Source organism: Sphingobacterium sp. UBA3549, assembly GCF_002376635.1.
Lineage (GTDB): Bacteria > Bacteroidota > Bacteroidia > Sphingobacteriales > Sphingobacteriaceae > Sphingobacterium.
Map to the genome: position 1 here is coordinate 292,506 of NZ_DFOE01000017.1, position 25,333 is coordinate 317,838.

The window sequence follows — 25,333 nt, forward strand, 5'->3', positions numbered from 1 at the left end:
GTCTAAATAGTTGAATGCGGAATAAAACCTTTCTCCAATACTTCCTTGGAGTGGTAAGATAGGATGGCAGTGGCGCCGGCACGTCTGAAACTTAATAACGTTTCTAGAATGACACGTTCGTCTAACCAGCCGTTTTGAATTGCGGCTTTTAACATCGCATACTCTCCGCTCACATTATACACTGCAATCGGAAGATCGAAGTTGTCCGCTAGAAGTTTAACGATATCTAAGTAGGGAAGTCCAGGTTTTACCATCAGAAAATCAGCTCCTTCTTGTGCATCAAGCTGGGCTTCGATAAGCGCTTCTTTTGCGTTTGCAGGATTCATTTGGTAGGTCTTCTTATCCCCATGTTTAGGCGCAGAACCTAAAGCATCTCTAAAAGGGCCATAATAAGCCGAAGCATATTTTGCCGTATAAGACATCAAAGAAACTTTGGTAAAACCATTATGGTCCAGTAGCTCACGGATGTAACCGATGCGGCCATCCATCATATCCGATGGAGCGATAATATCAGCCCCCGATTGTGCATGTGCCAAGGCCATTTTACCCAATACTTCTAATGTCTCATCGTTTAGGATTTCACCGTTTTCGACAATGCCATCATGGCCATCGCTACTGTAGGGATCCATGGCAACATCTGTTACGATGCAAGCCTCCGGAAAATTTTTCTTGACAGCGGCAATCGCACGTAGGTATAAACTTCCGTCACGGTAGCTTTCTGTTGCATACTTGTCTTTTAGTGACTCTTCAATATTTGGGAAAAGATCAAATGAGCGTAAGCCCAGTTTTAAGCAGCTTTCTACCTCTTTCAATAGATTGTCTATAGAATAGCGATAGATGCCCGGCATCGATTTAACCTCAGTTTTTTGATTTTGCCCATCAACAATAAAAAGAGGGAAAATCAAATTTGACGCGTCTAAACGTGTCTCTTGAATCATGTCGCGAATCACGGCAGATTTACGATTTCTTCTCGGACGTTGTAACATTATATTAAGATTATTTATGATCTAGTGTTGTTTAAATGCAAATGCGGTAAAACCATTAGCTCAGTTTGACGTACGAACGGCTTTATCCAATCACTAATACTCCAATCCAAAAACGGCTTCGGAAAGACCAATTTCATCCGGAGAATAAGGAAGTGTATAAGAAACATTCATCGCATCAAATTTTGCGCCTGTAGAACGACCAATACAGATTACTTTCTGGCCAGGTTCCAATAGATTGTCCGCAAAATAAGCTTCCACATTGCTTGGGCTCGTAAACACCAAGACTTCCGCATTCGATGGATCTACATTTTCTTCTAAAACAGTTTCATACACCGGCATGTTGATGATTTTCGTCTCAGCACTCAATGCTTTTTGGATTGTTTCCAGAGACTCTTTTGCCCGTGGAATAAGTACGGTACCACCATTCGCCAGTTCTGCAAATTTCTTTGCAATTTCTTCCATATTAATCCCCTCGCTGTCACCAGAAAAGTCCGCGACGCGATCATACTTGCGTAAAACCTCTTCTGAGCCGCGACCGATGACACCGATCTTAGTCTTTTTACTCAAACGAGGTTCCAAATTGAAGAAGTGCTCAATACCATTTTTACTTGAAAATATGATCCAATCCACGTGTTTCAAAATGAACGGATCCAATTTATTGATGATAGGAAATATTTTAATCAACGAACGGCCTTCAATTGCAATATTATGTTTGGCCATGGACCTTGCGAAATAGGAATTCTCGTCTACCTCCCGGGAAATAAATACAGACTGCGGCAGTCTTCTGTCCTTTGAATATTTGCTGAAGATGCGCTCTGCTAAACGTGTTGCGTCGGTATCTCTCAGGTAAACCCGGTCAGGGAAGTCTTCACTTGTTTCGGCAATAGAAGCCCAAGCTTCGTATTCATCACCGCTTTTGCGGCAATAACAGCCAAGCGGAGCATGACAGCCTGCGTCAAATTTATTCAATACCAAACGCTCTACAGCGATTGTTTTGGATACTTCTTCATTATTCAATGGCTGCAAAGCGTCAAAAAGCTCCTGATCAACTTCGCGAATCTGGATCGCCAACACTCCCTGCGCTGGAGCGGGGATAATTTCAACAGGAGGGATTTCTTCTACATGGAAATCACTGATATCCATTTCAATACGGCTAATCCCTGCCTTTGCAAGCACAATAGCGTCATATTGCTCGTCCCGTAACTTTTGCATCCTCGTCTGCAAGTTACCCCGGAGATCGTCAAATTCCAGATCAGGGCGAAGCGCTGATATCTGAGCTTTTCTACGGTTGGATGATGTGCCAACAGTCGCATTGTGCTTCAATGAAAGACGCTTTTTAATGTCCACACAATCTTTGTGAATAATCAATAACTCCGACGGATCTTCGCGCTCAGAAACCGCTGCAATAATCAATCCCGGTGGGTTGACTGTAGGTAAATCTTTGTGAGAGTGAACAGCTAAATCGATGGTCCCGCTTAAAAGTTCTTCTTCAAGCTCTTTGGTGAAAAATCCTTTGCCTTCCAATTTATCCAAACGAAGGTGTTGTATGATATCACCCTGTGTTTTTATGACTTTTAATTCTGCTTCAATTCCAATTTCTGCCAATCGATCTTTTACAAAATTTGCCTGCCACATGGCAAGAACACTTCCCCGGGTACCAATAATTAGTTTTCTATTCACGTTAATTTTACTTTACCTATTAAAACGATCACAAAAATGTTCTGCCGATAGCTACAAATGCTTTGCGCACTGGGCGCGTTATTGATTCAATTCAGCTTCGGAAATGAACAGTTTCGGAAAATTTGTTTAAAACAATTTATCTGAACAAAAATAAATAAATAGAAGGAATATGTTGACACGTTACTGTCATTATATGTCAGGAAATAGTTGATAAACCGAAATTTAAAGGAAACAGCCAACGATTGGCCCCACTGGACAGAAACAGAATCTACTCAAGAATTACAGGGTAAGTCAAGCACAAAAACTTCGGGGTGGGAGTGCTAGTTTTTCTCGGTTTCGGGAGTTTTAACCAAAATTTCTTTCGCCATAACCATCGGAACCTTAATGTATTTTTTTTCCATATAGTTGATTACTTTTTCCAGCACCGCTCGTGCCTCTGGAGTTAAGGCTTGCACTTCTTGGGCAAATACCTCATTTAAGGCGAAAGATTTAATTTCTTTAATCTTTTCAGGAACCTCACGCATCGCAACTTCCACACGGCGTTGTTTGATTAACGGTAAAAACTCCTCAATATTGTCCTGAATGATCTTCTCCGCACTCTCTAATTCATTATAACGCTCTTGAATATTTTTCTCTGCAATTGCTTGTAAGCTGCTCACTTCGATATAGTGAATCGGATTATTTTTGAGAACTTCAGCATCAATATCATTCGGAACGGCTAAGTCAATGATAACTTTCTTATCCGTCTCACCATTTAATAAGGATTGATAAAGTGCATTGTCGACAATTGAGGTAGGGGCGCCTGTGCAGGTTATCAGAATATCGAAACCTTCTTTATATTGACCAATGTCTGCTAAAGGAAAAGCTTCAGCATTCAATTCTTTGGCTAAGGCCTTGGCATTCTCCACAGTACGGTTGAAAATAACAAACTTAGCTTTTTGATTCTTTTGGAAATATTTCGCTAAATTCTGATTGGTTTCTCCAGAACCGATGATGACAATTCTAGGGTTTTCAACCAGTTTTAACTCACGTAATTTGCGGTAAGCAAGAGAAACAACTGAGATGGGATTTCTGGAAATTTTAGTATAGGTGTATACCTCTTTAGCTGTTTTTACAAGACGATCCATCATTAGGCGTAAAAAATCTCCCGTAAAACCAGCTTCTCTACAACGATCATAAGCCCGTCTTACCTGTGCCAGAATTTCTTTTTCACCAACGACAAGACTTTCAAGTGAGCAGGACATCCGAAGTAAATGATTTAAAGCATCCATTCCCTCATATTTATTGACCTGTCCTAAGTAGCACTGTAGCCTTTCTTGAGGTACGCAGAAGTTTAACTTACCCATAAAATCGGCGATAAATTCATGGGTCAATTCATGAGCACCATAAAATACAAACTCTACTCGGTTGCAAGTACCAATATAAAAGATCTCCGGAATATCTAAGCTATGCTTTAGATTGATGAGCCGACTTTCTAAATCCTCATTGCAGATTACTAGATTACCTAGATCTTTTAGTTCGACATGTTTATGAGTAAACGCTAATACTTTAAGATTTTTCAAAGCTCTAATCCCTCGCTTATATTTAACGGTACAAATGTAGCTTAAAAGCTTTGTGCTTGTGTCAAAAATCTGTCAAAGGGATTAATTTAGAAAGATTTTAAATAGCTATTTTTAATTTTTAACTCTTTGTTTTACAGGTTGTTGTATTTTTTTTTGTGACCAAATGATTTTCGTCACGATCGGGAGTGACGAGAATTTTGAACTAAAAAATGCAATCCCTACTCGTTAACATCCGAATTAATCCCAACAGAATCCACGGTGACATCTTCCAATTCTTCCACATATGGTGTCTCTTCTGAGGCCGTAGCTTCTTGAATTTCACTGTCACTATATTGGTAATAGCTGTCAAAAGTTTTGCTACTTTTATTGTAAATCAATGCGTATTTGGAGTTCTTATTCTTAACGATAATCCCGTCGGCAGGAGCAGGGACCAACTTCATTTCATCCATAAAAATCTTTTGTCCCTTTTTGAAACTGTTGATCAGCGGCAATTCACTGGAATATTCCTTCCAGAAGAGAATATCACCCTTTGCTGAAATGATCCAGATCGCACTGCTTTGGTAATCATTTTTTTCAATCAAAAATGCCATTTCCTTATTCCAACTATCTGAATCGTTGCGATCGGTGAAGTTTCCATAACAGAAAACAGATTTAGCGCGGTCTTTTATCCGGGTAAATTTGTATATGGGTTTATCCTCTACAGGTTCAAGATAGTTGTTGCCCATGAATATCTTTGTAATACCCCTTCTATAACGCAAGGGAATATTGTCATATTCCGGTATAGTGAAGATGGCATTGTTCCAGTGCTGATAGTCTTCCAATGAACTCCAACCATCAGCGTCTTCTAGGTCTTTGGGGTCTGCGTTCTCATATCCGATAGCAGCGGTGGCAGTGCTATCGACCTCCAATCCATGGATCGCTTGTCGCTGGTTATAATTGTAATAGCCGCCGCCAGCCAGGATAACCAATAGGACGACACCGATAATGATATAGACTTTTTTCTTTCTGTTCGGCTGTGCCGGTTGTTCTGCGGCTATTTCCTCAACTTCTCTTTTCATGTTTATTATTCGGCTTAATGCTACAATTTATTCTCCCATTTATATTCATCACCACAGTGAAGCCCTACGCCATGTGCTCTTGATTAGCATCAATGTGGCTAACACTGAACTAGAATTGTCTCTAAAAATAGAATAATTTTTCAAAAAGCGAAAGACAAGTTATATAAGTGTCAATATTCAACTTATATTCGTACGAATTTTAAAGCAATTTGAATTATGATTATTATCAAAAAATACGTTGCCATTGTCGGACTGGTGATCTGCTTTTTTTCCAGTATGACGCCGTTTTTAAAAGTACCTATTAAGGGAAATTGGAACCTCTATCAGGTAGATGCTTATTTGTTCTTTATTACCCTGCTGATTCTGGGGGTGACTGCGCTTTTGTTTTTTGTTCGTGCAGTTCGCGCTTATCAATGGATGACGCGATTGGCGGCCTGCTGGTATATTGTGAGTATCACAGCGGTCTGGTTTAAGATCAATAATTATTTCGGTTGGGGCTTTGCTGATAAATTGCTGTCTAAATCCCTGCATATGCGCTGGGGCTGGATTGTCTATCTGGTAGGCATCTTATTGTTGGTGTTGAGTACCAAAAAGGTTGTCGCGTCGGCAGCGTAGTGAAGGCTTTTGCAGAAAAAAATAAGCTAGATGAAAAACACCTAGCTTATTTTTTGTTTGGACGATGCGGTATAAAATGATTTTTCAATTTGTCCAGTCCTAAATCTTCTTCGATCTTATCCAATTCGTATGACCATATCTTTTCATCCAAAATTTCGTTAAGAATTTTAGGGTTAGTGAGGTCTACCGGACGCACACGCTGTTCTTTGTTGATTGGCGGGGTCAGCTCCTGCAAAATGCTGCTATGGCGTAAGATCTGAAAACGGAAGGTCGGCCATTTTCCAACATTTGCAAAGTTTCCTGTATAAAACTGAATCGAATCATGTGGAGGTATCTTATTGCTGAAAATACCTTTAACTTTATTCGCTGTTGCTTCGGATATGGATATCAGCAGCTCAAAGCTTGTTTCATTGATGATATGCAATTTGGCTAGCCCATCTTTGTGATCTCCAGAGATCGCCAATAGTATTCCTTTCTCGATAAATCGATGTGGTGTCAATGGTGTTGCATGCTGGTCGAGCTCATCATCCGCGCGACGCATATTGCCGAAGACAAGAGTGATTTTATCCATCGGTACTGGTATTTCAAAACCTGTATCGTCTGTGACGCCGACAATATCGTCGGGCTGCATAGATGTAATATGTCCCTCAATGGGTTCATCAACAAACCGTACTAAGTCTCCTATTCTAAATTTCATGTTTATTTTACTTTGGTGTCAATAATATATAATAGCCTTTCAAGATCCGAGTGATCGTTGTATAAATGAAATCCAACACGGATTCCCGAACCTCGCGGAAAGCATTTTATGCCTTCATCCAGAAAGGCTTGATAATAGTCGTGGTCGATCTGTATATTAAAAATATTACTCTGCGGATGCCTATTGGTGATACTGTCCAACAACAGATTTCTGTCGGAAAGCTCAGCACGGGCATCCGCGATCAATTTTTGCGTATAGTTCACTGTTTCTGAAAATCCCCACTGCTCCAATTGGATTAGAGACTGCTGCAACGTTCCGTGTGACAACGTATCCAAATGGCCGGGCTCGAAACAGAGTTGTACCACAGATTTATTCATCCATTGGTTGTTGAGAAAGCTGTAGTTTTCCTGAATACTCGCATAGAGCATCGCTTTGAGTCTTTCGCTTAAGAGCACAAAACCATTGCCAAAGCCAGCCATAAGCCATTTATATCCACTTGATAATACAGCATCAAATCCAGAAAGTGTGAAATCAAAAAGGTCTGTTCCAAGAAATTGAGTGCCATCACCCACAATCAGTAGTTCAGGATGTTGATGCTTCAATTCCTGTATGAAGGATAGATCTATTTTTAATCCCGAAATATATTGAACAATGGAGAGGATGAATACATCGGGCTTAAATGTAGCGATTGTATCCAATACATTTGCTTCCAGTTGTTCGTCCATCGTCACAAACTGATGTTCAAAACCACTTAAAATTGTTGGGAAATTAACGGAAGGATAATCATTATTCAGTAGCAGAACCTTAGATTGCTTAGGTAAACCGGCCAACAGTGCATTGAAAGCAAAGGAAAAACAACTGGATAAGAATACATTTTGGGAAGGACAATTGAAAAATGTACCTATTGTAGCCCGGCAGGCATCCAACGTCGCGCCCTGCTGTTCACGTAAGTTCGAGTTTGAATCAAAGAAATCTTGGTCTCTCTTGGCGCGCCACGCCTTTGTTTCACGTGAAAGTAAGCCCGATCCCGGTGTTGTTAGGTAAGTGACCGCTGGCGCGATGTCAAAATGTTTGCGATATGGACTACTCATCGTTGTGCTTTTTTGTTAATATAGCTAAATAATCTGTCAGCGAAAGATATTCTCCGCCCATACTTTCCAGATGACTGGTATGAAACTGGCAATCAATTAGATGTAATTCGATTTCTTGGGCAAGGTAAATCAGCGCTGCCTTCGATGCGTTGGCGACTTTAGAAAACATGCTTTCGCCACAAAATACACCATTGATTAATACACCGTAAAGTCCCCCAACCAGCAAATTGTTTTGCCATACCTCCACCGAGTGGGCATAGCCCAGTGAAGCAAGTTTGCTATAGGCATCTATCATGTCCGCCGTAATCCAGGTGCCTGCCTGATCTTTTCTATTCATAGTCGCGCAATGATGAATGACTGCATTAAAGTTGCGGTCTATCGAGAACGAAAATATATTTTTCCGAAGGACGCTCGCCATGCTCTTGCTGATTTTTATTTTGCGCGGATCGATCACGAATCGAGGGTTTGGGGCATACCAGAGAATAGGACTGAGCTCGTCAAACCAAGGGAAAATTCCGTTACTATAGGCGAGTAGCAGGCGATCGACGGAAAGATCCCCACCTACAGCAAGTAAACCATCTCCTTCTGCATAGCTTGGGTGTGGAAATTCAAGTTTTTTAGTATCCAGTTCAAATACCATTGTTGTTTAGCATACTGCGAAAGAGGATGTTATTCGGGTTGACGTGGCTCTTTACTGATTTCATCAAATAGTTTGTCCATGTGTTCAACATACTCGTTGGTATCGTCAAGGAAAAATTCCAATTGAGGAACGATCTTTACTTGGTTCTTAATTTTTGCACCTAGTTTGTAACGTATTTCAGCTGTTTTGGAACGAATGGACTGAATACCTTCCTGTGCTGTCTTGGTGTTTAAAAAGCTCACGTAAACGCGTGCTATCGCCAAATCTGGCGTAACACGAACACGTGTAACCGTAATAAATGCTCCGGGAGCCCATGAATTACCATCGCGCTGAAATAATGCCGCTAAATCCTGTTGAATCACCCCAGCAAAACGTTGCTGTCTCTTGCTTTCTGTTCCCATCGTATACGTTTTATGTATTGAATATGCTCAATTGTGTCAAACAAAAATAGCCAAAATTTCAATTAAAAGAGAACTTTGGATTGACCTCTTGTCACTTAGTTGACAAAAAATACCGCGATAACGCGCCAGTTCGAAAAGAATGGAGAATACGGATTGAAAAATAAAATAAGCCAAAAAAGAAAAAAGGCACATCTTGGTTCGACGTGCCTTTAAATTTCGATTCACAATTGGTTAGGTAATTTCTTTCAAGTTTTAAGACTTTGAGGTCTATCATATTTGGTTTGAAATTTCGGTGTATTTAAAGCGGTAAGTATTTACTAACCCTACCATCTTCTATTTTTTCATCTCCCTTACACTACAAACATAGGAATACTTAAAAAACTGACAAAATAACTTTTAAAAATAAAGTGAGTGATCACTTATAATGTGTGTTTATCGCGATTTAACAAACTTTTAACATTTTATTTTTTTTGTAATAGCCTATTTTAACGACGCTATTTTTCCATTTTTTAACGAAGTCATCCAAAAAATGTATGCAATCTTTGCATTGATATAACCATTTGCAATTGGTATTTTTGTAAAAATCGGATGTCATAAAATTATCAGGAGCTTCAATCCATCCTAAACCTGCCATAAGCTTTTGATCAAAATAGCATTTAAAAAATTAGAAGAATGAAAATCTGGCAAAAAAATATAGATGTAGATTCTTTTGTAGAATCGTTTACTGTGGGCAATGACCGGGTCATGGATCTGCAACTTGCTGCTGCAGATGTTTTGGGCTCATTGGCTCATACACGTATGTTGAACAGTATAGACCTCATGACGGATGAGGACCTGGCGCTCGTACAGAAAGAGCTAAAAAATATCTATAGCGAAATCCTTGCTGGAGATTTTCGCATTGAAGATTCTGTGGAAGACGTGCACTCGCAGGTTGAAATGCTGCTTACACAGCGTATCGGTGAAGCAGGGAAAAAAATCCATTCAGGCAGATCCCGTAATGATCAGGTATTGGTCGATCTAAAGTTATACTTTCGCTCCGAAATTCAACATATCATCCACAATACAGAAGCGTTTTTTAGCGAATTAATAAAACTCAGCGAGCAGTACAAGCATATCCTCATTCCTGGTTACACCCATTTGCAGATCGCCATGCCTTCATCGTTTGGGTTGTGGTTTGGTGCTTACGCCGAAAGCCTTGTTGATGATCTGGAGATGATGCGTGCAGCCTGGAAGGTTTGTAACAAAAATCCGTTGGGATCCGCTGCAGGTTATGGATCATCTTTCCCTTTAAATAGGACCCTGACCACGCAATTGTTGGGGTTTGAGGATCTCAATTATAATGTGGTCTATGCGCAGATGGGACGTGGTAAAACCGAACGTATCTTGGCACAGGGGATGAGTTCAATAGCCGCAACCCTAGCTAAGTTTGCCATGGACGTCTGTCTTTATATCAACCAGAATTTTGGCTTTATCTCATTTCCTGCACATTTGACCACAGGATCGAGTATTATGCCGCATAAGAAAAATCCTGATGTCTTTGAGTTGATCCGATCGCGCTGTAATAAGATTCAAGCATTGCCAAATGAGATTGCATTGATGACAACAAATTTGCCATCCGGTTACCATAGGGATCTTCAGTTGTTAAAAGAGAATTTATTCCCGGCTTTTAAATCACTCAATGAATGTCTTGAAATTGCAACCTTCATGTTGGAAAACATTTCCGTTAAAGAGAATATCCTGGACGATCCAAAATATGATTATCTGTTTTCCGTAGAAGTGGTAAACAATGAAGTCCTTAAAGGGGTGCCATTCCGTGAAGCCTATCGTACTATAGGCATTGATATTGATGAAGGGCGCTTCAAGCCATCGAAAGAAGTAAATCATACCCACGAAGGGAGTATTGGAAATCTATGCAACGATCAGATTCAACGTATGTTTGAAGAGGTCAAAGCGACTTTCTGTTTTGACAAAGTTAATTCTGCAATAGACGATCTTCTAAAATAAAAGGTGCTGTTGTCTTCTTGGAAAAAGACATCACATAGCAAAATAGACCGGCCGGTCTATTTTGCTATTTTTTTATTGAGAACTTAAAGTGTGTCTCGGAGTCAAATGACTCTCCGGCTTTCAACAAAGTAGAAGGAAAGTCTGCTTGGTTGGGCGTATCCGGAAAATGCTGCGTTTCCAGACAAAATCCGGCATAGGGGAGGTACTTATGGCCTGTTTTACCATAATCATTTCCCGTCATCCAGTTTGCTGTATAAAGCTGTACACCTGGTTCGGTGGTGAAAACATCCAGCTGAATGCCCGTATTTTTCGAATAAGCTGTCGCACAGGGCAGGGAGATGGGCTGATTATTGACATAACAATGGTCGTATCCTTTCGCAGCAATTAATTGTTCATTGTTAGCTGCGATGTCCTGAACAATAGGTTTCGGGATGCGGAAATCAAAAGCTGTGCCTTCTACAGGTACTATTGCATTCGGTATCTGATTCTCGTCTACAAATAAAACTTCATCTGAATTGATCTGAAGGATCTGCTGCAATACGTCACCACTACCTTCCCCGTCCAGATTGAAGTAGGTATGGTTGGTTAAGTTGACATGTGTATCAGCATCCGATTGCGCATGATATTTAATAATGATCTCATTATTTCGCGATAAGGTATAGGAAACCATCACTTTTAGGTTCCCAGGAAAACCTTCCTCACCATCTGGAGAAATATAATAAAATTCAACGTGCGATTGATAGGTAACCCTTCTATCCCAAACCTTGTCATGAAAACCCGATATACCGCCATGAAGACAATTATTGCCATTGTTTTGAGGAAGTGTGTAATGCTTTCCGTTGATTTCAAATTTACCATCTGCAATGCGATTTGCGAAACGCCCTGCAGTGCAACCATGGTATTTCTCGTCTGAATCGAGATAGGCCTGAATAGAATCAAACCCCAGTGCAACGTCTACCAAATTTCCTTTGTTGTCAGGAACCAAAATACTGACAATACGTGCACCGTAGTCAGTTAAGAGGACTTGCATGCCCCCTTCATTTTTTAATAAGAGCAAATGCGTGTTTTTGCCGTCAATTGTACCTTCAAAATGTTTTGGAATAAGTGTTTGATATTTTGTCATGATTGATCCCTATTGGTATTGTAGCATAAAGATACAGAATATAACCAGTATAAAAATGACTTTGATCGCGGGCATCTATAAAATTTGCTACCATTCAACCGAGAATTTTGGTATAAAAATCGCAATTTAATAAGGAAATAAAGAAGTCAGCAGTGAATGTGGGCCAAAGATGTTTAGGGTAATTTTGGGGCAGTGCCGCAAGGATTATAATTGTATTTAAGGGCAAATTTATCTAAGTTTGCGCTATGTCTGAAAAAATGAATTGGAAAGATTTGCTCTCCGCAAAGCGCTGGGGTTACGAAGATCGGAGCGTAGATAGTTATCTCGTGGCGCGGTCGGAATTTCAACGGGATTACGATCGTTTGATCTTTTCTTCCCCATTTCGAAGATTACAGAATAAAACACAGGTTTTTCCGCTACCTGGCGCTGTATTCGTTCACAATAGATTGACCCATAGTTTGGAAGTAGCCAGTGTTGGACGCTCTTTGGGACGTATGTTTTATGCGAAGTTGAAAGAGGAAAACCCCAATCTTGATGCGGATTATCCGTTTCTTCAGGAAGTCGGCAATATTATTTCTGCAGCATGCCTTTCACATGATTTGGGTAATCCTGCCTTTGGCCACTCGGGTGAGTCCGCCATATCGACTTACTTCACAGACGGAGACGGGCGTAAATACCAAGAGCAGGTTACGGCTGAGGAATGGGCCGATTTAACCCATTTTGAAGGAAATGCAAATGCCTTACGTATCCTGACACATGCCTTTCAGGGCAAAGATCCTAAAGGATTTGCATTGACATATACTTCCTTGGCTTCCATCGTGAAATATCCATGTCTAGCCATTGATGGGCATCTTAAGAAAAGTCATCACCGCAAGAAGTATGGCTTTTTTACAGAAGAGCAAAAAGCATTCGAAAAAATCGCCAATGAATTGGGCTTATTAAAAGATCCTTCTAATCCAAAAGGCTATCTGAGACATCCGTTGGTTTATCTGGTGGAGGCTGCAGATGATATCTGTTACAATATTATAGACCTGGAAGATGCTCATCATCTGAAGATTTTGTCCTATCAAGAAGTGGAAGAGTTGCTATTGCCGCTATGTGGTAAAGAGAATCTTCGCGACAGACTCGACGGTCTGCTGGATACGCCGAGCCGAGTAGCATTGTTGCGGGCCAAAGCTATCAACACCTTGATTAAAGGATGTGTTGACGTCTTTGTACGTGAACAGGACAAATTCTTGTCTGGAACATTCGGGTCAGCGCTAATGGATGCACTTGATGAAGAAATTGTTGCACAGATGAACAAAATCTCGAAGATTTCTATCGCAAAAATCTACAATGCTCCCACGGTTGTACAGATTGAGATTGCTGGCTATCGGGTGATGGATGCACTTTTAAAAGAATTTGTTCCAGCGTACCTCAAGAAGAATAAGAATAATTACGATAAGAAACTTGTCGCTTTAATTCCTGAACAATTTTATACAGAAAAACAAGATTCGTATTCGAAGATCCGTTGCGTATTGGATTTTGTATCAGGCATGACCGACGTTTATGCGATAGAGCTGTATCGTAAGATCAAGGGAATAACGATACCTTCGATCGACTAACATCTAACATCTAATATCTCATAGCTAAAATGAAGGTTGTAATTGCTGAAAAGCCCTCCGTGGCACGTGATCTAGCTCGGGTGATGGGGGCGAAGGAAGTCAAAGACGGGTATATTGCCGGTAATGGGTATGCTTTTACGTATGCTTTCGGACATTTGGTCCAACTCTGTACACCTCAGGCCTACGGATATAATTCGTGGACAATCTCAAACTTGCCCATCATTCCACAAACTTTTAAACTGGAGTCGAAAAAGGTGAAGCGTGATGGCAAGCAGATGGACGATACTGGAGCAGTAAAGCAGCTCAATACCATTAAATCCCTTTTGGATCAGGCCGAAGAAATCATTGTGGCTACCGATGCCGGACGGGAAGGCGAATTGATCTTTCGCAATATATATTATTTTTTAGGGTCTAAAGTGCCGTTTAAACGCTTGTGGATTTCAAGCCAAACGGATAAAGCCATTAAGGAGGGATTTGCCAATTTGAAGGAAGGTACGGAATACGATAGCCTCTACATGTCTGCCCGCTCACGCTCGGAGTCGGACTGGCTGATCGGTATCAATGCAACGCAAGCCATCACGTTAGCAGCTGGTAATAAAGGCCTGCTTTCTTTAGGTCGCGTGCAGACACCAACTTTGGCCATGATCTGTTCGCGCTATCTGGAAAATAAAGACTTTAAACCGCAGGCATTTTATAAAATCCAGGCCGGGTTTGAAAAAGACAATATCAGTTTTAAAGCTACCTCTGCTAAGATCGATAAAAAGGATGTCGCTGAAGAGACCGTTGCGCGACTCACGGTTGGTTCCAATGCACGTGTGGCAAGGGTAGAAGCCAAAGAAACAAAAGAGCAACCACCGCTGTTGTTTGATTTAACATCGCTGCAACAGGATGCGAATAAAAAATATGGTTATTCGGCCGATCAGACGCTCAGTATTGCGCAAACACTGTACGAAAAGAAGGTTATTACTTATCCGCGTACTGGTTCCCGTTATATTGGTGAAGATGTTTTTGAAGAAATTGGCGCACTTTTTCAACATTTGGCAGATACAGCAGAAGAGTCCATTGCATCAATCGCAAAAAATCTGATCGGCGCGAAATTGAATAAGCGTTCTGTCGATGATAAAAAGGTAACGGATCACCATGCTCTGTTAGTGACGGATGAAAAGCCCGGACCCATGCTGAAAGAGCAGCAGAATATCTACAATATGATTGCCAAGCGCATGGTCGAAAGTTTTTCGGAAGTATGTATAAAAGATATTACTACCGTTACGATAGATGCACAAGGTGTTGAGCTCATTGCCAAAGGTACTGTGATCAAGCAATACGGCTGGCGGTTGTCTGCAGAGCAGATCGAAGCGCCGGATGAAGATAAGAACAATGAGGATCAGGACAACGAAAATGCGCAATTACCGAAGCTGTTAGCCGAAGAATTATTGCAGATTCTGACCCTCGAACTTGCCGAACGTTTTACCAAAGCCAGACCCATACATACCGAAGCCTCATTATTGAAGGCCATGGAAACTTCGGGAAAGGAAATTGAAGACGATGAAATGCGTCAGGCCATGAAAGACTGTGGCCTAGGTACCCCAGCTACACGTGCTGCAACTATTGAGACGCTTTTTCAACGTGACTACATAAAGCGCGATAAGAAAAAACTGATCCCAACAGAAAAAGGACTGGCCGTGTATAACCTTGTAAAAGATCGTTCCATTGCCAAGGTAACGTTGACAGGTAAATGGGAACAGAAGCTGGAGGAAATGCGCGCCAATAAGGTTTCCTATGATGTTTTTATGAAACATATTAAGGATTACACCGCCAAAATTACTAAAGAACTGTTGACGCTGCGGATTTCACTTGCGCAGGAGGAAGTTAAACCCCAGCAGAAAGGAAAAATAAAATGTCCGAAATGTGAGAGTGGGCTAATTTTGCTCTATGATAAAGTCGCCCAATGTGACCATTATGCCCGTGGATGTGATTTTAAGATCTGGCGAACATTGAACGGTATCTTTCTAGACGAAAAGGAGATGAAGAACCTGTTGGAGAAAGGCAAAACTTCGGAGTTTAAAGGCGTGAAAAATAACGAAGGCACTATTGTTAATGCGCCGCTTGTATTTGAAAATTTTAAAGTTAACGTGGGATAAGCCAGTGTATCCCACGTTGTTATCTTTTTTACTGTTAACCAAGTTGAAGAATATCCTCCAGCGCACTCGAAATGGTAGGAAATTTGAATCTGTAAGCATGATTTTCCAATCTTTCCGGTAATACCCAACGACTTTTCAAAAGGAGCTCTGTTTCCGTACCGATCAAAGCAGCTCCTATCTCCAGTAGCCATTTGGGAGAAGGTAGCCCAATTTTACGATGCATGATCTGCCGAAAGGTGTCCATAAAGGTTTTATTCGTAATCGGATGGGGAGCCGCACAATTGATGACACCACTAATGTCGTCATGGCGTTGTAAGAACTGGATGATCTGAAAAAGATCTTCGATATGGATCCAGCTAAAATATTGCCGGCCATTACCCTGTATACCACCGAGGCCAAAACGGACCAGGTTTTTAAAAGGATGTATAACGCCACCATCCGGCCCCAGTACAATGGCCATACGGAGTGCTACCTGTCGAGTCTGCGGTAATTTAAAATCGAAAAAGGTTTTTTCCCACAGCATGGCAACATCAACGGAAAATCCTGTTCCGATTTCACCCGAACTTTCAGTCATCGGACGGTCCTCAGCGTGACGGTAAATGGTCGCAGTGCTAGAATTTAGCCATAATTTTGGTGGATTGGTACAGCCTGCTATTAGTTCACCGAGAATCGATGTCGTATCTGTTCTCGAAGAAAATATTTCGGCTTTATTTTTTTCAGTGTATCGACAGTTGACAGATTTTCCAGCTAGATTGATTAGGATAGCCGCATTTTCCAGTGCATCAGAAATACTGGAGTGATCAGTCCATTGAATAGTGCCCCGACGTCGCCCAATCACGACAACTTGAAAACCTAAAGTTTGAAATCTCTTGGAAAGATATTGTCCAACAAAACCTGTCCCTCCAGCAATGACTATTTTATCCATGGTATTTCTATTTGAGAACCTTTCAGATTAGCTATCGTAAGTAGTATCCAATGCTCTTCTTTGTTTAGCGATTCGTTTGCCCCTAAAGAAGAGAAACATATTGAGGAAAAGCATCACACCAAGATATATGCTAAACCCACCGATTTTATAGCTTAGGCGCTCAATGAGTTCCTGAAGACTTGGCTTGTAAAGGCTGATTTCAAGGATATAAAGCGCAAATCCCAAATTCATCAGGTAGAATCCGATGCGGAAAAGATTATTAGTCGCATGGGCTACCTCCGGCCTGCCGGCGAAGATATCATCCATGTACACTATACTATTTTTGAAAAGCACGTAGGCGACATAATAGGTTAATCCTAGTGCAATGGGTAGGTAAATAAAGTACCCGATAACGGTTAAATTTCCCATGATATTAATGTTTAATGGTTAATGAATTTTTTCTTTTTCCGAAGAAATAAATAGCGAGCATATTGATGTAATGTAAGCCAACAAGGACAAAAAGTAATCTTCCTGTTTTGAATGCAATACTGCTGATTAGTTCATCAAATGATGCGATTTGTTTCCAGTAACTAAATTGTAAGATGGCATAGCCAATGTTGAGCAGATAATATCCTAGGAGCAATAGATTGTTAGTCGTATCGGCCAAGTTGATATCCTGTTGAAAAAGCGATAGGATAAAAATCCGGCCGTTTCTGTGGAATAACCGCCCCACCCAAATGATGATATAACAGGTGAGTAGGCCATAGACTGTGTACGCTAAGATATTAAAGTTCATAATGCTACATCATTAGTTTGATGAATTTAATCAATAAATCTCCGCCGCTTGTATTGAAAATTTTGTTGGCAATAGTTTCGAGTTGATCCGTCAGATTCTGGATGTCTTTGACCGTTTTGTGAAACTCTTTGCCCTCTGCTGTCTGATCTTTTTCCGTATTTCGGCTTATATCTTTTAGAATGTCCATGACAGGGTCGAGTTCTTTCTGCTTACGCATGACCGCAATTTTCATGGCCCATTTTAAGACTTCTTTCTCCGCAACAAAATATTCTTTCCTGTCGCCGGCAATATGTTTTTTGTAAACTATCCCGTAGTCGATCAATTGTCGGATACTCATATTGGCGTTCCCCCGCGAGATAACCAACTTTTCCATAATCTCGTCGGTAGACATGGGGTTACTTGCCGAGAGGAGTAATGCATGAACCTGAGCGACAGATTTGTTGATGCCCCATTCAGAACCTAAAGCTCCCCATGTGTCTATGAATTGTTGTTTTGCTTCTTGTAATTCCATTGAGCTTTCTTTTTGTTCGTATTTAAATTTTTCCTTAAGCGATTCTTACGTTCAGCTTATTTACAGCATCCTGTGAATTTGTTAGATCAAAGTTATTTAAAGTTTTTGAATTTTCAAAAATTTCTGAAAATAAAATAAGTTATGTTCTACGAGTCACCCTTTCGTAATAAGAATTTGCTTTTCTTGTGGACTTTTCGATTTGTTTTAACTTTGTCCGCATTATGGCGACAACTTTGTATAATCCTTTCAAACAATTTCAGTTTGATTCAGATATTTGTTTTTTAACAGGAAGTAAGCTTCAGTCGGAAGAAGAATCCATTCAGGTCTTTCCAGTGTGGATGATGAAATCCTTTCAATTGGAAGATAAACCTTTTAAAATGCTAGATGAAAATCTGGTGACTTACAAATCGTTGAAACTACCTTGTTCCATGGCGGCGGCAGCGGCTATTGAGCAAATGGAACGGTTGGTAGAGCAGTCATTTGAGCAGGGGTATGAGGCGGTTAAGCAGTTGGATCCGCTATTGTTGTTTCAATGGATGACAAAAATTATTTATGGCGTAGTTTTTAATGAAATTCTTGCAGGAATTCGCCAACAAAAAGCTTCGGGTGAGGAGATGAATTTTTCACAGGCGCTTGCACAGCGTTTTACAAATTTGCATGCGATGTTGCAATCATTGGTCGTACCAATGGAGTTTGAAAACACGTTTCCATTTTCACTGGTTGTTGTACCTGTGGAGAATGCGCCCGATACATTTATGTATCGGGACGAAATCAACACATTGATCTTCTCTATTCGTATGAAAGACTTTGCCTTAGTAGCCTGTCTGCAAGATAATGCTACAAACAATATTTATCATGAAGATATCCTGAAAATCATTTCGGGTAAAACATTGCACCCTATCCAATTTGAGGAATTGTGCGCGCGCTATTTTTATTCAGCCTACTTATTTAATCGTTTGCCAGATTATACTTACTTAAATACACCACAGAAAGTATATGTAGAGCCGATGCCATTAGCTGATATGTCGATGAAACCTATTTTTGATCCTTGGCAAAATAAAACCTATGGCCAGGTGCTGGAAAATTTTTGGAAACCCTGGGGGTTGACCTTGTTCGAGATTATTAAGAATCCGGAGCATCCCATTAGCTTTCTTGTTAACGAAAACGGAGATTTTGTTGCTCATGTTGATATGCCACTGAATTAATAGTGTATTGCTTCACGCAATAAATGATCGTATGCAAGCGTTAAATGGTACGATTATGGTTAGTATAGGTTATGTATTTAACAGGCTTCAAAACTTTTTTTTCGATTCTACTTTTCTTGTTCGTATGTACTTCTGCAAGTGCGCAGGTGATTGCTAAGCGTGATATCCCGGCCGACAGCATTGCACAGGACGTTGATAATTTTCCTTATTTTAAAGGCGGAGCAGTGGCATGGTCCAGGTTTTTGCAATATAATCTAGACTTATCAAGAACTGTTGGAACAATGGATAGTGTGGCCTATGCAAAATATGGCCCCAAACAGACAGCCATTCTCAAATTTATTGTATGTGAGGATGGGTCTATCTGCAATATCGAAATCGAGAACCCAGAAAAGGTTAGCCCTGAGTTTGCAAAAGCTGTATTGTCCGTTATGCGAAAATCGCCGCAATGGATGCCAGCACAAGTTAATGGAAAATCAGTTAAAACAAGATTTAGACAGCCTGTAGTAGCTGTAATTGAATAAAATTTGAATAGAAAAATAATCGCTTAAATTTTCACCATTTATAAGATACTATGACATTTTGGGATAAAGTCAAAAAAATTATGAGCAGTGGAGCGGAAGAATCCGCGTCTGAAAAAAAGGATCCGGAAATTACACCGGGGGGATCTACCGTATACCGTTATGAAGATCAGTCTGAGGATAACGATCCGAAGAACTTATTTCCGGAGATCCAATGTGTCTATCTTGATGAAATAGAGGAACACTTGACAAAATATATTGCCGAACCCGATATGGTGTTTCATGAAATTGTCTCCGAACTAGTCCATATTGATGTGCATTGGATTAAACCAAGTGCAAACTATCCATACCATATATTGGTCACTTCAGGTATGAGTGATTTACCGATGCAGGTTCCGGATGAGGTGGAAAATAAGGAAACTTATGAACGTGCTGAGTTAATGGTTGTGTTGCCTGCAGATTGGAAAATAGGGGAAGAAGAATTTCAGGACGATAACAATTATTGGCCAGTATATTTTTTGAAAAGATTAGCGCGGTTTCCACATGAGTACAAAACCTGGTTAGGTTATGGACATACCATTCCCAATGGAATGGAAGCCGAAGATATCGCAAATACCGGGTTTGGTTGTATGTTACTGCTTCCGCCTATGCTAAGTTTTGATGAAGATTTTTTGGAGTTGAAAACTAAAGATGGAAATATCATCAATTTTTATGCGATGATTCCAGTATATAGAGAAGAGATGGATTATAAACTTGAGGAGGGCACCGATGCCCTTTTAGATCGTTTTGATGAATACGGAATTTCGGAACTGGTTGATGTTGATCGCCCTAATGTCTGTAAAGATAGATAGGTTTTAAAAAAAGATATGCAATGCTACAGGCACCGAAACAGTATAGCATTGCATATCCTTTAGGAAATACTTTTTTCCATAAGGGTTATCGTCTTGTCGATATCCGTATAACTCACATTAAGATGCGGTCTAAAGCGAACACTTTTCTCACCACAACCTAACATGATAAGCTTATTTGCATAGGCATTCTTGATAAATTCATTGCGTCCGCTTTCAGCGTCAAAATCCAATGCAACAAATAGTCCCTCGCCCCTTAAATTAGACAGCTGTGTTTTTTTTGCGATCAACTTCTGGAGCTCCTCTTGGAGGTAACGTCCTTTTTCGGCCGCATTTTGAACGAGATTTTCCTGTTCTATGACTTCAAGAATTAATTTAAAGCGGAGCATATCCATAAAATCGCCACCGAATGTGGAATTGATACGACTTGATTCTTTGAAAACATGATGTTCCACTTGATCAAATTTCTCTTTGCTGGCCAGTATCCCACATACCTGTGCTTTTTTGCCAAAAGCAATGATATCAGGAATTACATTGTAATGTTGGTAAGCCCACATTTTACCAGTGATTCCCAATCCAGTCTGTACTTCGTCAAAGATCAATAGAATCTGATTTTCGTCACAGATTTTACGGAGTTGTAAGAAAAATTCCATCCGGAAATGATTGTCGCCGCCTTCACCCTGAATCGGTTCAATTAAGATGCAGGCGATATCATGTGGGTTCGCTGCAAGGGCTTCATGTATTTCGTAGACAGCTTGTTTCTCCAAAGCAATGGTTTGATCAATATGTTCCCTTGTTAAGGGGTAGCTCAGCTTCGGATTGGTAATGCGTGGCCAGTTGAACTTGGGGAAATAGAGGTATTTTCTGGGGTCTTGTGTATTTGTTAAGGAAAGTGTATAGCCAGATCTACCGTGAAATGCCTGTCTAAAGTGAATTACCTGGCTCGCTTCTTTTTGTATTCCTTGGGCAAAATTCAGTCTTGTTTTCCAGTCGAATGCAGCTTTTAAAGCGTTTTCCACTGCGAGAGTTCCTCCCGAGATGAAAAAGGCATAGGAAAGTTCTTTCGGTATGGCCACACGATCAAATGTGTCAACAAAATCAGCAAACTCTTTCGTGTAGATATCCGACATGGCAGGTTTATTGACTGCCATTTTACCTAAAAAATCACGTTGTTTGACCAAATGGGGGTGATTGTAGCCCACGGCCATCGAGGCAAACATGCTGAACATATCAAGGTATTCGTCACCATTTTCATCTACGACATAAGAACCATGGGATTTTTCCATATCCATAACCAAAGGAAACCCATCGGCTAATATATGTTTGCTTAATCTTTCATGTACGTTGTTCATAGTTTTGTGTGTAAATGGTTTATAAATCAAATTTGATCCCTTGTGCCAAGGGCAGATCAGTCGTATAATTGATGGTGTTTGTCTGACGGCGCATGTAGGCTTTCCAGGCATCAGAACCAGATTCCCGACCGCCACCGGTTTCTTTTTCGCCTCCAAATGCTCCTCCGATTTCGGCCCCTGAAGTGCCGATATTGACATTGGCAATACCGCAATCAGAGCCTGCAGCACTTAGAAACAGCTCAGCTTCCTGCAGATTGTTTGTCATGACCGCAGAAGACAACCCCTGGCCAACACTGTTCTGAAGATCTATAGCGGCACGGATATCACCCTTATATTTGATCAAATAAAGAATCGGGGCAAAGGTCTCTTGCTGTACGATTTCATAATGGTTTTCCACTTCTGCAATGACTGGCTGCACATAACAGCCGCTTTCATATCCCTTACCTTCAAGAACCTTTCCCTTAATTAGCAATTTTCCTCCTTGTTTTTTAATGTTTTCCAGTGCGTTTAAGTATGATTTTACGGCGTCTTTGTCGATCAATGGTCCTACATGATTTTTCGTATCTAAGGGGTCTCCAATTTTTAGTTGACCATACGCTTTAGTCAGTTGTTTTTTAACCTCTTCATAAATGCGCTCATGGACAATAAGTCTTCGTGTGCTTGTACAACGTTGTCCAGCTGTACCTACAGCTCCAAAGACGGCGCCGATAATGGTCATTTTTAAGTCTGCATCGGGCGTCACGATGATTGCATTGTTACCGCCAAGTTCCAAAAGAGTCTTACCAAGACGTTGCGCTACAGTAACGGCGACTTCTTTTCCCATACGGGTAGAGCCTGTGGCAGAAATTAAAGCAATGCGATTGTCTGCGGTGAGCCACTCTCCGGCTTGCCTGTCGCCTATAATAAGGTTGGATATTCCTTCAGGTAGTCCGTTGTGATGTAAGATTTCTGCAAGTATTTTTTGGCAAGCTAGCGCACATAATGGCGTCTTTTCGCTTGGCTTCCACACCACCGTATTTCCGCAGACTAAGGCTAGCGCAGTGTTCCATGCCCAAACGGCTACTGGAAAATTGAATGCGGTAATAACACCCACCACGCCCAAGGGGTGATATTGGTCGTACATACGGTGCCCCGGGCGTTCCGAGTGAATGGTGTTGCCATATAATTGGCGGGATAGACCCAAAGCGAAGTCGCATATGTCTATCATTTCCTGTACTTCGCCCATACCCTCCTGATAAGATTTACCCATTTCATAGGAAACTAACTTTCCGAGGATGGGTTTCAGTTCACGAAGTTTGTCTCCCAACTGGCGAACAATGTTCCCTCTTTTCGGAGCGGGCAGTAGACGCCATTGTAAAAAAGCATCAGCAGCCTGCTTAACAACTGCTTCATAGTCTTTACTATGACTGCCTTTTATCTTCGCGATGAGTTTTCCGTCGACAGGTGAAAAGGACTCGAATTCTTTGCCTTTGGAAAACCATTGCTGTCCAGTTGATGACCCTAAATTTTGAGAAGATATCCCAAGTGTTTTAAGCGCTGATTTTATCATAATGGTTTATTTTATTCGCTGAATGATTTAAATATATGAAATAAGTTTTTTGTTGTCAAGTTTATACTGAATATTGTTCAGTGAAAAAATTTTCTTTATCTTAGATAAGCTAATGTAGACTATATGATGACTAAACAGATCAATACCGATTATTATCAAGTGGATGATTTATTGTCCGAAGAACATAAACTGATACGGCAGTCTGTCCGCGATTTTGTGAAAGCAGAGATTAAGCCTTTTATTGAGGATGCGGCACAGGAGCATCGTGCTATTGCTGGTTTGATGCCTAAATTAGGTGCTATTGGAGCCTTGGGTCCTTATATTCCGACTGAATATGGCGGAGCCGGTTTGGATCAGATCTCTTATGGCTTAATCATGCAGGAACTGGAAGCTGGTGACTCGGCCATTCGGTCGGCAGCTTCTGTGCAATCCTCTTTGGTGATGTTTCCGATTTACACCTATGGTAGCGAGGAACAGCGTGTTAAATATTTGCCGCGGCTGGCGTCGGGGGAGTTGGTCGGCTCTTTTGGTCTTACTGAGCCCAATCATGGGTCTGATCCCGGTGGAATGGAAACTAAATTAACCACCAAAGGTGATGGCTTTTTATTAAATGGAGCCAAGATGTGGATCACAAATTCACCCGTATGTGATATTGCTGTGGTCTGGGCGAGGGATGAGTCCGGAAAAGTAAACGGGGTGATCGTTGAGCGTGGAATGGCAGGTTTTGAAACGCCAGAAACCCTACATAAATGGTCGTTGCGCGCCTCGAAAACAGGTGAATTGGTTTTTCATGATGTTTTTATCCCAGCAGAAAATGTGCTTCCAGGTGTAAATTCAATGCGGGGACCGCTTTCCTGTTTGAATTCAGCCCGCTATGGGATTTCATGGGGCGTTATTGGAGCAGCAATAGATTGTTATGAAACTGCCGTTCAGTACGCGCAGGAACGTCATCAGTTTGGTAAGCCAATTGCTGGTTTTCAATTGCAGCAAAAGAAACTTGCAGAATTCCTTACGGAAATTACTAAGGCGCAGTTGTTATCATGGCGTTTAGGTGTACTCAAAAATGAAGGACGCGCGACACCACAGCAAATCTCCATGGCCAAAAGGAACAATGTCAATATGGCGCTGCAGATTGCACGAGAATCTAGACAGATCCTTGGTGGAATGGGGATTGTCGGTGACTTCCCGATAATGCGGCATATGATGAACCTGGAGTCTGTAATTACCTATGAGGGAACTCATGATATTCATTTATTGATCACAGGTCAAGATATTACGGGTCTAAACGCATTTTCATAATGTAAATTTTGGTTACGCAAAAGGGTTTTGTGTTCCTTTATCCTGCGCACATACGCGTATTTATTTCTTAAAAGCTATTTTTCGGCATGGATAAGCTGAGGTTTGTGCTGCGGTTGGACTCGTCTTTGACCTGGGTGTTATCCTTAGTTATAGCAGTGTCTTATCCCTAAAAAATACACAGTTACTACTTTCTTATCCCTTAATATGGTTTTTGTTTACCTATAACTTAGCCTTAAGTTAGGTTTAGTATAGCTTTTACCTATATTAAACCTAAACTAACCCTAACTAAACCCTAACTAAACCCTAAACTAACCTATGATGTGATATAACTTTAAATGCCCTCCATTGGCCGCCCGATACGACCATGTTTGCCGCCGTTTATATTCAGCCCGGCGCTGCCTGCTGCATGCAATCAGGGCAAGATACCGGTCATGAGCCCCGGCGGTGTGCCTTTCCAAATACTTCGACTTCTCTAACCATTCCGTCATAGCGCAGCTGCCGGCCGCCCGATACGACCAATTTGGCAGGCCGTTTACGTTCAGCTCGGCGCTGCCTGCTGCATGCAACCTGAGCAAGATACCGGTCATGAGCCCCGGCGGCGTGCCTTCCACATACTTCGACCTCTCCGGCCATTCCGTCATGGTGCAGCTGCCGGCTGCCCGCCTCCCCGCGCGCAGAACCTTTCACCGGCCAACTGTACCTGCAATTCCGCTCCGGGTGGGGGCTGCCGAAAAAGAATCTCCCATCTT

The 25,333-nt window shown here is 41.2% G+C and carries 24 protein-coding genes; 8 read left to right on the forward strand and 16 right to left on the reverse strand.

Annotated features, from left to right (window positions below; genetic code table 11):
- Positions 1 to 2: 2 nt before the first annotated feature.
- From hemB to B2W36_RS10060, 4 genes are all read right to left on the reverse strand, one after another.
- Positions 3 to 986 (reverse strand): porphobilinogen synthase, encoded by a 984-nt coding sequence (hemB, locus tag B2W36_RS10045; protein WP_209577791.1) that lies wholly within the window; start codon positions 984 to 986, stop codon positions 3 to 5.
- A 93-nt stretch (positions 987 to 1,079) separates the two neighbouring features.
- A complete protein-coding gene (hemC, locus tag B2W36_RS10050) occupies positions 1,080 to 2,666 on the reverse strand; it encodes a hydroxymethylbilane synthase (RefSeq protein ID WP_293884667.1) in 1,587 nt (528 codons plus the stop codon).
- 320 nt (positions 2,667 to 2,986) lie between these two features.
- Complete coding sequence (hemA, locus tag B2W36_RS10055; RefSeq protein ID WP_293884666.1) at positions 2,987 to 4,228, reverse strand: glutamyl-tRNA reductase; 1,242 nt, start codon at positions 4,226 to 4,228, stop codon at positions 2,987 to 2,989.
- Positions 4,229 to 4,446: 218 nt separating this feature from the next.
- Positions 4,447 to 5,286: a hypothetical protein gene (locus B2W36_RS10060; protein WP_293884665.1), complete on the reverse strand. Its 840-nt coding sequence runs from the start codon at positions 5,284 to 5,286 to the stop codon at positions 4,447 to 4,449.
- 216 nt (positions 5,287 to 5,502) lie between these two features.
- Between B2W36_RS10060 and B2W36_RS10065 the strand changes: the two genes are divergently transcribed.
- Positions 5,503 to 5,901: a hypothetical protein gene (locus tag B2W36_RS10065; RefSeq protein WP_293884664.1), complete on the forward strand. Its 399-nt coding sequence runs from the start codon at positions 5,503 to 5,505 to the stop codon at positions 5,899 to 5,901.
- 46 nt (positions 5,902 to 5,947) lie between these two features.
- Here B2W36_RS10065 and B2W36_RS10070 read toward each other — a convergent pair whose 3' ends face one another.
- The 4 genes from B2W36_RS10070 to rbfA are packed head-to-tail and all read right to left on the reverse strand — an operon-like array spanning position 5,948 to position 8,730.
- Positions 5,948 to 6,598 carry a hypothetical protein gene (locus B2W36_RS10070; RefSeq protein ID WP_293884663.1) on the reverse strand — a complete coding sequence of 217 codons (651 nt, stop codon included), beginning with the start codon at positions 6,596 to 6,598 and terminating at the stop codon, positions 5,948 to 5,950.
- 2 nt (positions 6,599 to 6,600) lie between these two features.
- A complete protein-coding gene (locus B2W36_RS10075) occupies positions 6,601 to 7,689 on the reverse strand; it encodes an aminotransferase class V-fold PLP-dependent enzyme (RefSeq protein WP_293884662.1) in 1,089 nt (362 codons plus the stop codon).
- Positions 7,682 to 8,329, reverse strand: a complete 648-nt coding sequence (gene aat, locus B2W36_RS10080; protein ID WP_293884661.1) for a leucyl/phenylalanyl-tRNA--protein transferase — start codon at positions 8,327 to 8,329, stop codon at positions 7,682 to 7,684. Before aat ends, B2W36_RS10075 begins: the two co-directional genes overlap by 8 nt.
- 29 nt (positions 8,330 to 8,358) lie before the next feature.
- Positions 8,359 to 8,730 (reverse strand): 30S ribosome-binding factor RbfA, encoded by a 372-nt coding sequence (rbfA, locus tag B2W36_RS10085; RefSeq protein ID WP_293884660.1) that lies wholly within the window; start codon positions 8,728 to 8,730, stop codon positions 8,359 to 8,361.
- A gap of 672 nt (positions 8,731 to 9,402) precedes the next feature.
- On the opposite strand from rbfA, the gene argH reads away from it, so the two are divergent.
- The gene (gene argH, locus B2W36_RS10090; RefSeq protein ID WP_293884659.1) at positions 9,403 to 10,734 is read left to right on the forward strand and encodes an argininosuccinate lyase; all 1,332 of its coding nucleotides are present in this window, start codon (positions 9,403 to 9,405) and stop codon (positions 10,732 to 10,734) included.
- A 64-nt stretch (positions 10,735 to 10,798) separates the two neighbouring features.
- On the opposite strand, the gene B2W36_RS10095 is transcribed toward argH, so the two are convergent.
- Positions 10,799 to 11,857, reverse strand: coding sequence for an aldose epimerase family protein (locus B2W36_RS10095; protein ID WP_293884658.1), 1,059 nt, complete (start codon positions 11,855 to 11,857; stop codon positions 10,799 to 10,801).
- Between the two features lie 245 nt (positions 11,858 to 12,102).
- Here B2W36_RS10095 and B2W36_RS10100 point away from each other — a divergent pair, with 245 nt between their 5' ends.
- The gene (locus tag B2W36_RS10100; protein ID WP_209577802.1) at positions 12,103 to 13,461 is read left to right on the forward strand and encodes a deoxyguanosinetriphosphate triphosphohydrolase; all 1,359 of its coding nucleotides are present in this window, start codon (positions 12,103 to 12,105) and stop codon (positions 13,459 to 13,461) included.
- A 29-nt stretch (positions 13,462 to 13,490) separates the two neighbouring features.
- A complete protein-coding gene (locus tag B2W36_RS10105; protein WP_293884657.1) occupies positions 13,491 to 15,602 on the forward strand; it encodes a type IA DNA topoisomerase in 2,112 nt (703 codons plus the stop codon).
- A gap of 34 nt (positions 15,603 to 15,636) precedes the next feature.
- On the opposite strand, the gene B2W36_RS10110 is transcribed toward B2W36_RS10105, so the two are convergent.
- Genes B2W36_RS10110 through B2W36_RS10125 form a run of 4 tightly spaced genes read right to left on the reverse strand, consistent with a single transcriptional unit; the run spans position 15,637 to position 17,813 of the window.
- Positions 15,637 to 16,527 carry a TIGR01777 family oxidoreductase gene (locus tag B2W36_RS10110; RefSeq protein ID WP_293884656.1) on the reverse strand — a complete coding sequence of 297 codons (891 nt, stop codon included), beginning with the start codon at positions 16,525 to 16,527 and terminating at the stop codon, positions 15,637 to 15,639.
- Positions 16,528 to 16,554: 27 nt separating this feature from the next.
- Positions 16,555 to 16,935 carry a hypothetical protein gene (locus tag B2W36_RS10115; protein WP_293884655.1) on the reverse strand — a complete coding sequence of 127 codons (381 nt, stop codon included), beginning with the start codon at positions 16,933 to 16,935 and terminating at the stop codon, positions 16,555 to 16,557.
- 4 nt (positions 16,936 to 16,939) lie between these two features.
- The gene (locus B2W36_RS10120) at positions 16,940 to 17,302 is read right to left on the reverse strand and encodes a hypothetical protein (protein WP_293884654.1); all 363 of its coding nucleotides are present in this window, start codon (positions 17,300 to 17,302) and stop codon (positions 16,940 to 16,942) included.
- Between the two features lie 4 nt (positions 17,303 to 17,306).
- The gene (locus tag B2W36_RS10125) at positions 17,307 to 17,813 is read right to left on the reverse strand and encodes a GbsR/MarR family transcriptional regulator (protein WP_209577807.1); all 507 of its coding nucleotides are present in this window, start codon (positions 17,811 to 17,813) and stop codon (positions 17,307 to 17,309) included.
- Positions 17,814 to 18,034: 221 nt separating this feature from the next.
- Between B2W36_RS10125 and B2W36_RS10130 the strand changes: the two genes are divergently transcribed.
- The 3 genes from B2W36_RS10130 to B2W36_RS10140 all read left to right on the forward strand — a co-directional run bounded on the left by B2W36_RS10130 (position 18,035) and on the right by B2W36_RS10140 (position 20,387).
- Positions 18,035 to 19,018 (forward strand): hypothetical protein, encoded by a 984-nt coding sequence (locus B2W36_RS10130; RefSeq protein ID WP_209577808.1) that lies wholly within the window; start codon positions 18,035 to 18,037, stop codon positions 19,016 to 19,018.
- Between the two features lie 71 nt (positions 19,019 to 19,089).
- The gene (locus B2W36_RS10135) at positions 19,090 to 19,539 is read left to right on the forward strand and encodes an energy transducer TonB (protein ID WP_293884653.1); all 450 of its coding nucleotides are present in this window, start codon (positions 19,090 to 19,092) and stop codon (positions 19,537 to 19,539) included.
- A gap of 50 nt (positions 19,540 to 19,589) precedes the next feature.
- Complete coding sequence (locus tag B2W36_RS10140; RefSeq protein ID WP_293887619.1) at positions 19,590 to 20,387, forward strand: suppressor of fused domain protein; 798 nt, start codon at positions 19,590 to 19,592, stop codon at positions 20,385 to 20,387.
- A gap of 59 nt (positions 20,388 to 20,446) precedes the next feature.
- Here the strand turns inward: B2W36_RS10140 and lat are convergent, their stop codons facing one another.
- Complete coding sequence (lat, locus tag B2W36_RS10145) at positions 20,447 to 21,736, reverse strand: L-lysine 6-transaminase (RefSeq protein WP_293884651.1); 1,290 nt, start codon at positions 21,734 to 21,736, stop codon at positions 20,447 to 20,449.
- Positions 21,737 to 21,755: 19 nt separating this feature from the next.
- Positions 21,756 to 23,285 (reverse strand): aldehyde dehydrogenase family protein, encoded by a 1,530-nt coding sequence (locus tag B2W36_RS10150; RefSeq protein WP_293884650.1) that lies wholly within the window; start codon positions 23,283 to 23,285, stop codon positions 21,756 to 21,758.
- Between the two features lie 123 nt (positions 23,286 to 23,408).
- On the opposite strand from B2W36_RS10150, the gene B2W36_RS10155 reads away from it, so the two are divergent.
- Positions 23,409 to 24,584 (forward strand): acyl-CoA dehydrogenase family protein, encoded by a 1,176-nt coding sequence (locus tag B2W36_RS10155; RefSeq protein WP_293884649.1) that lies wholly within the window; start codon positions 23,409 to 23,411, stop codon positions 24,582 to 24,584.
- A 429-nt stretch (positions 24,585 to 25,013) separates the two neighbouring features.
- Here the strand turns inward: B2W36_RS10155 and B2W36_RS10160 are convergent, their stop codons facing one another.
- A complete protein-coding gene (locus tag B2W36_RS10160) occupies positions 25,014 to 25,217 on the reverse strand; it encodes a hypothetical protein (RefSeq protein WP_293887620.1) in 204 nt (67 codons plus the stop codon).
- Positions 25,218 to 25,333 lie beyond the last annotated feature (116 nt).

Coding starts and splice junctions, on each gene's coding strand:
- hemB (WP_209577791.1), bottom strand. CDS start 986: ATGTTACAACGTCCGAGAAGAAATCGTAAATCTGCCGTGATTCGCGAC.
- B2W36_RS10060 (WP_293884665.1), bottom strand. CDS start 5,286: ATGAAAAGAGAAGTTGAGGAAATAGCCGCAGAACAACCGGCACAGCCG.
- B2W36_RS10065 (WP_293884664.1), top strand. CDS start 5,503: ATGATTATTATCAAAAAATACGTTGCCATTGTCGGACTGGTGATCTGC.
- B2W36_RS10070 (WP_293884663.1), bottom strand. CDS start 6,598: ATGAAATTTAGAATAGGAGACTTAGTACGGTTTGTTGATGAACCCATT.
- B2W36_RS10075 (WP_293884662.1), bottom strand. CDS start 7,689: ATGAGTAGTCCATATCGCAAACATTTTGACATCGCGCCAGCGGTCACT.
- aat (WP_293884661.1), bottom strand. CDS start 8,329: ATGGTATTTGAACTGGATACTAAAAAACTTGAATTTCCACACCCAAGC.
- rbfA (WP_293884660.1), bottom strand. CDS start 8,730: ATGGGAACAGAAAGCAAGAGACAGCAACGTTTTGCTGGGGTGATTCAA.
- argH (WP_293884659.1), top strand. CDS start 9,403: ATGAAAATCTGGCAAAAAAATATAGATGTAGATTCTTTTGTAGAATCG.
- B2W36_RS10095 (WP_293884658.1), bottom strand. CDS start 11,857: ATGACAAAATATCAAACACTTATTCCAAAACATTTTGAAGGTACAATT.
- B2W36_RS10100 (WP_209577802.1), top strand. CDS start 12,103: ATGTCTGAAAAAATGAATTGGAAAGATTTGCTCTCCGCAAAGCGCTGG.
- B2W36_RS10105 (WP_293884657.1), top strand. CDS start 13,491: ATGAAGGTTGTAATTGCTGAAAAGCCCTCCGTGGCACGTGATCTAGCT.
- B2W36_RS10110 (WP_293884656.1), bottom strand. CDS start 16,527: ATGGATAAAATAGTCATTGCTGGAGGGACAGGTTTTGTTGGACAATAT.
- B2W36_RS10115 (WP_293884655.1), bottom strand. CDS start 16,935: ATGGGAAATTTAACCGTTATCGGGTACTTTATTTACCTACCCATTGCA.
- B2W36_RS10120 (WP_293884654.1), bottom strand. CDS start 17,302: ATGAACTTTAATATCTTAGCGTACACAGTCTATGGCCTACTCACCTGT.
- B2W36_RS10125 (WP_209577807.1), bottom strand. CDS start 17,813: ATGGAATTACAAGAAGCAAAACAACAATTCATAGACACATGGGGAGCT.
- B2W36_RS10130 (WP_209577808.1), top strand. CDS start 18,035: ATGGCGACAACTTTGTATAATCCTTTCAAACAATTTCAGTTTGATTCA.
- B2W36_RS10135 (WP_293884653.1), top strand. CDS start 19,090: ATGTATTTAACAGGCTTCAAAACTTTTTTTTCGATTCTACTTTTCTTG.
- B2W36_RS10140 (WP_293887619.1), top strand. CDS start 19,590: ATGACATTTTGGGATAAAGTCAAAAAAATTATGAGCAGTGGAGCGGAA.
- lat (WP_293884651.1), bottom strand. CDS start 21,736: ATGAACAACGTACATGAAAGATTAAGCAAACATATATTAGCCGATGGG.
- B2W36_RS10150 (WP_293884650.1), bottom strand. CDS start 23,285: ATGATAAAATCAGCGCTTAAAACACTTGGGATATCTTCTCAAAATTTA.
- B2W36_RS10155 (WP_293884649.1), top strand. CDS start 23,409: ATGATGACTAAACAGATCAATACCGATTATTATCAAGTGGATGATTTA.
- B2W36_RS10160 (WP_293887620.1), bottom strand. CDS start 25,217: ATGGCCGGAGAGGTCGAAGTATGTGGAAGGCACGCCGCCGGGGCTCAT.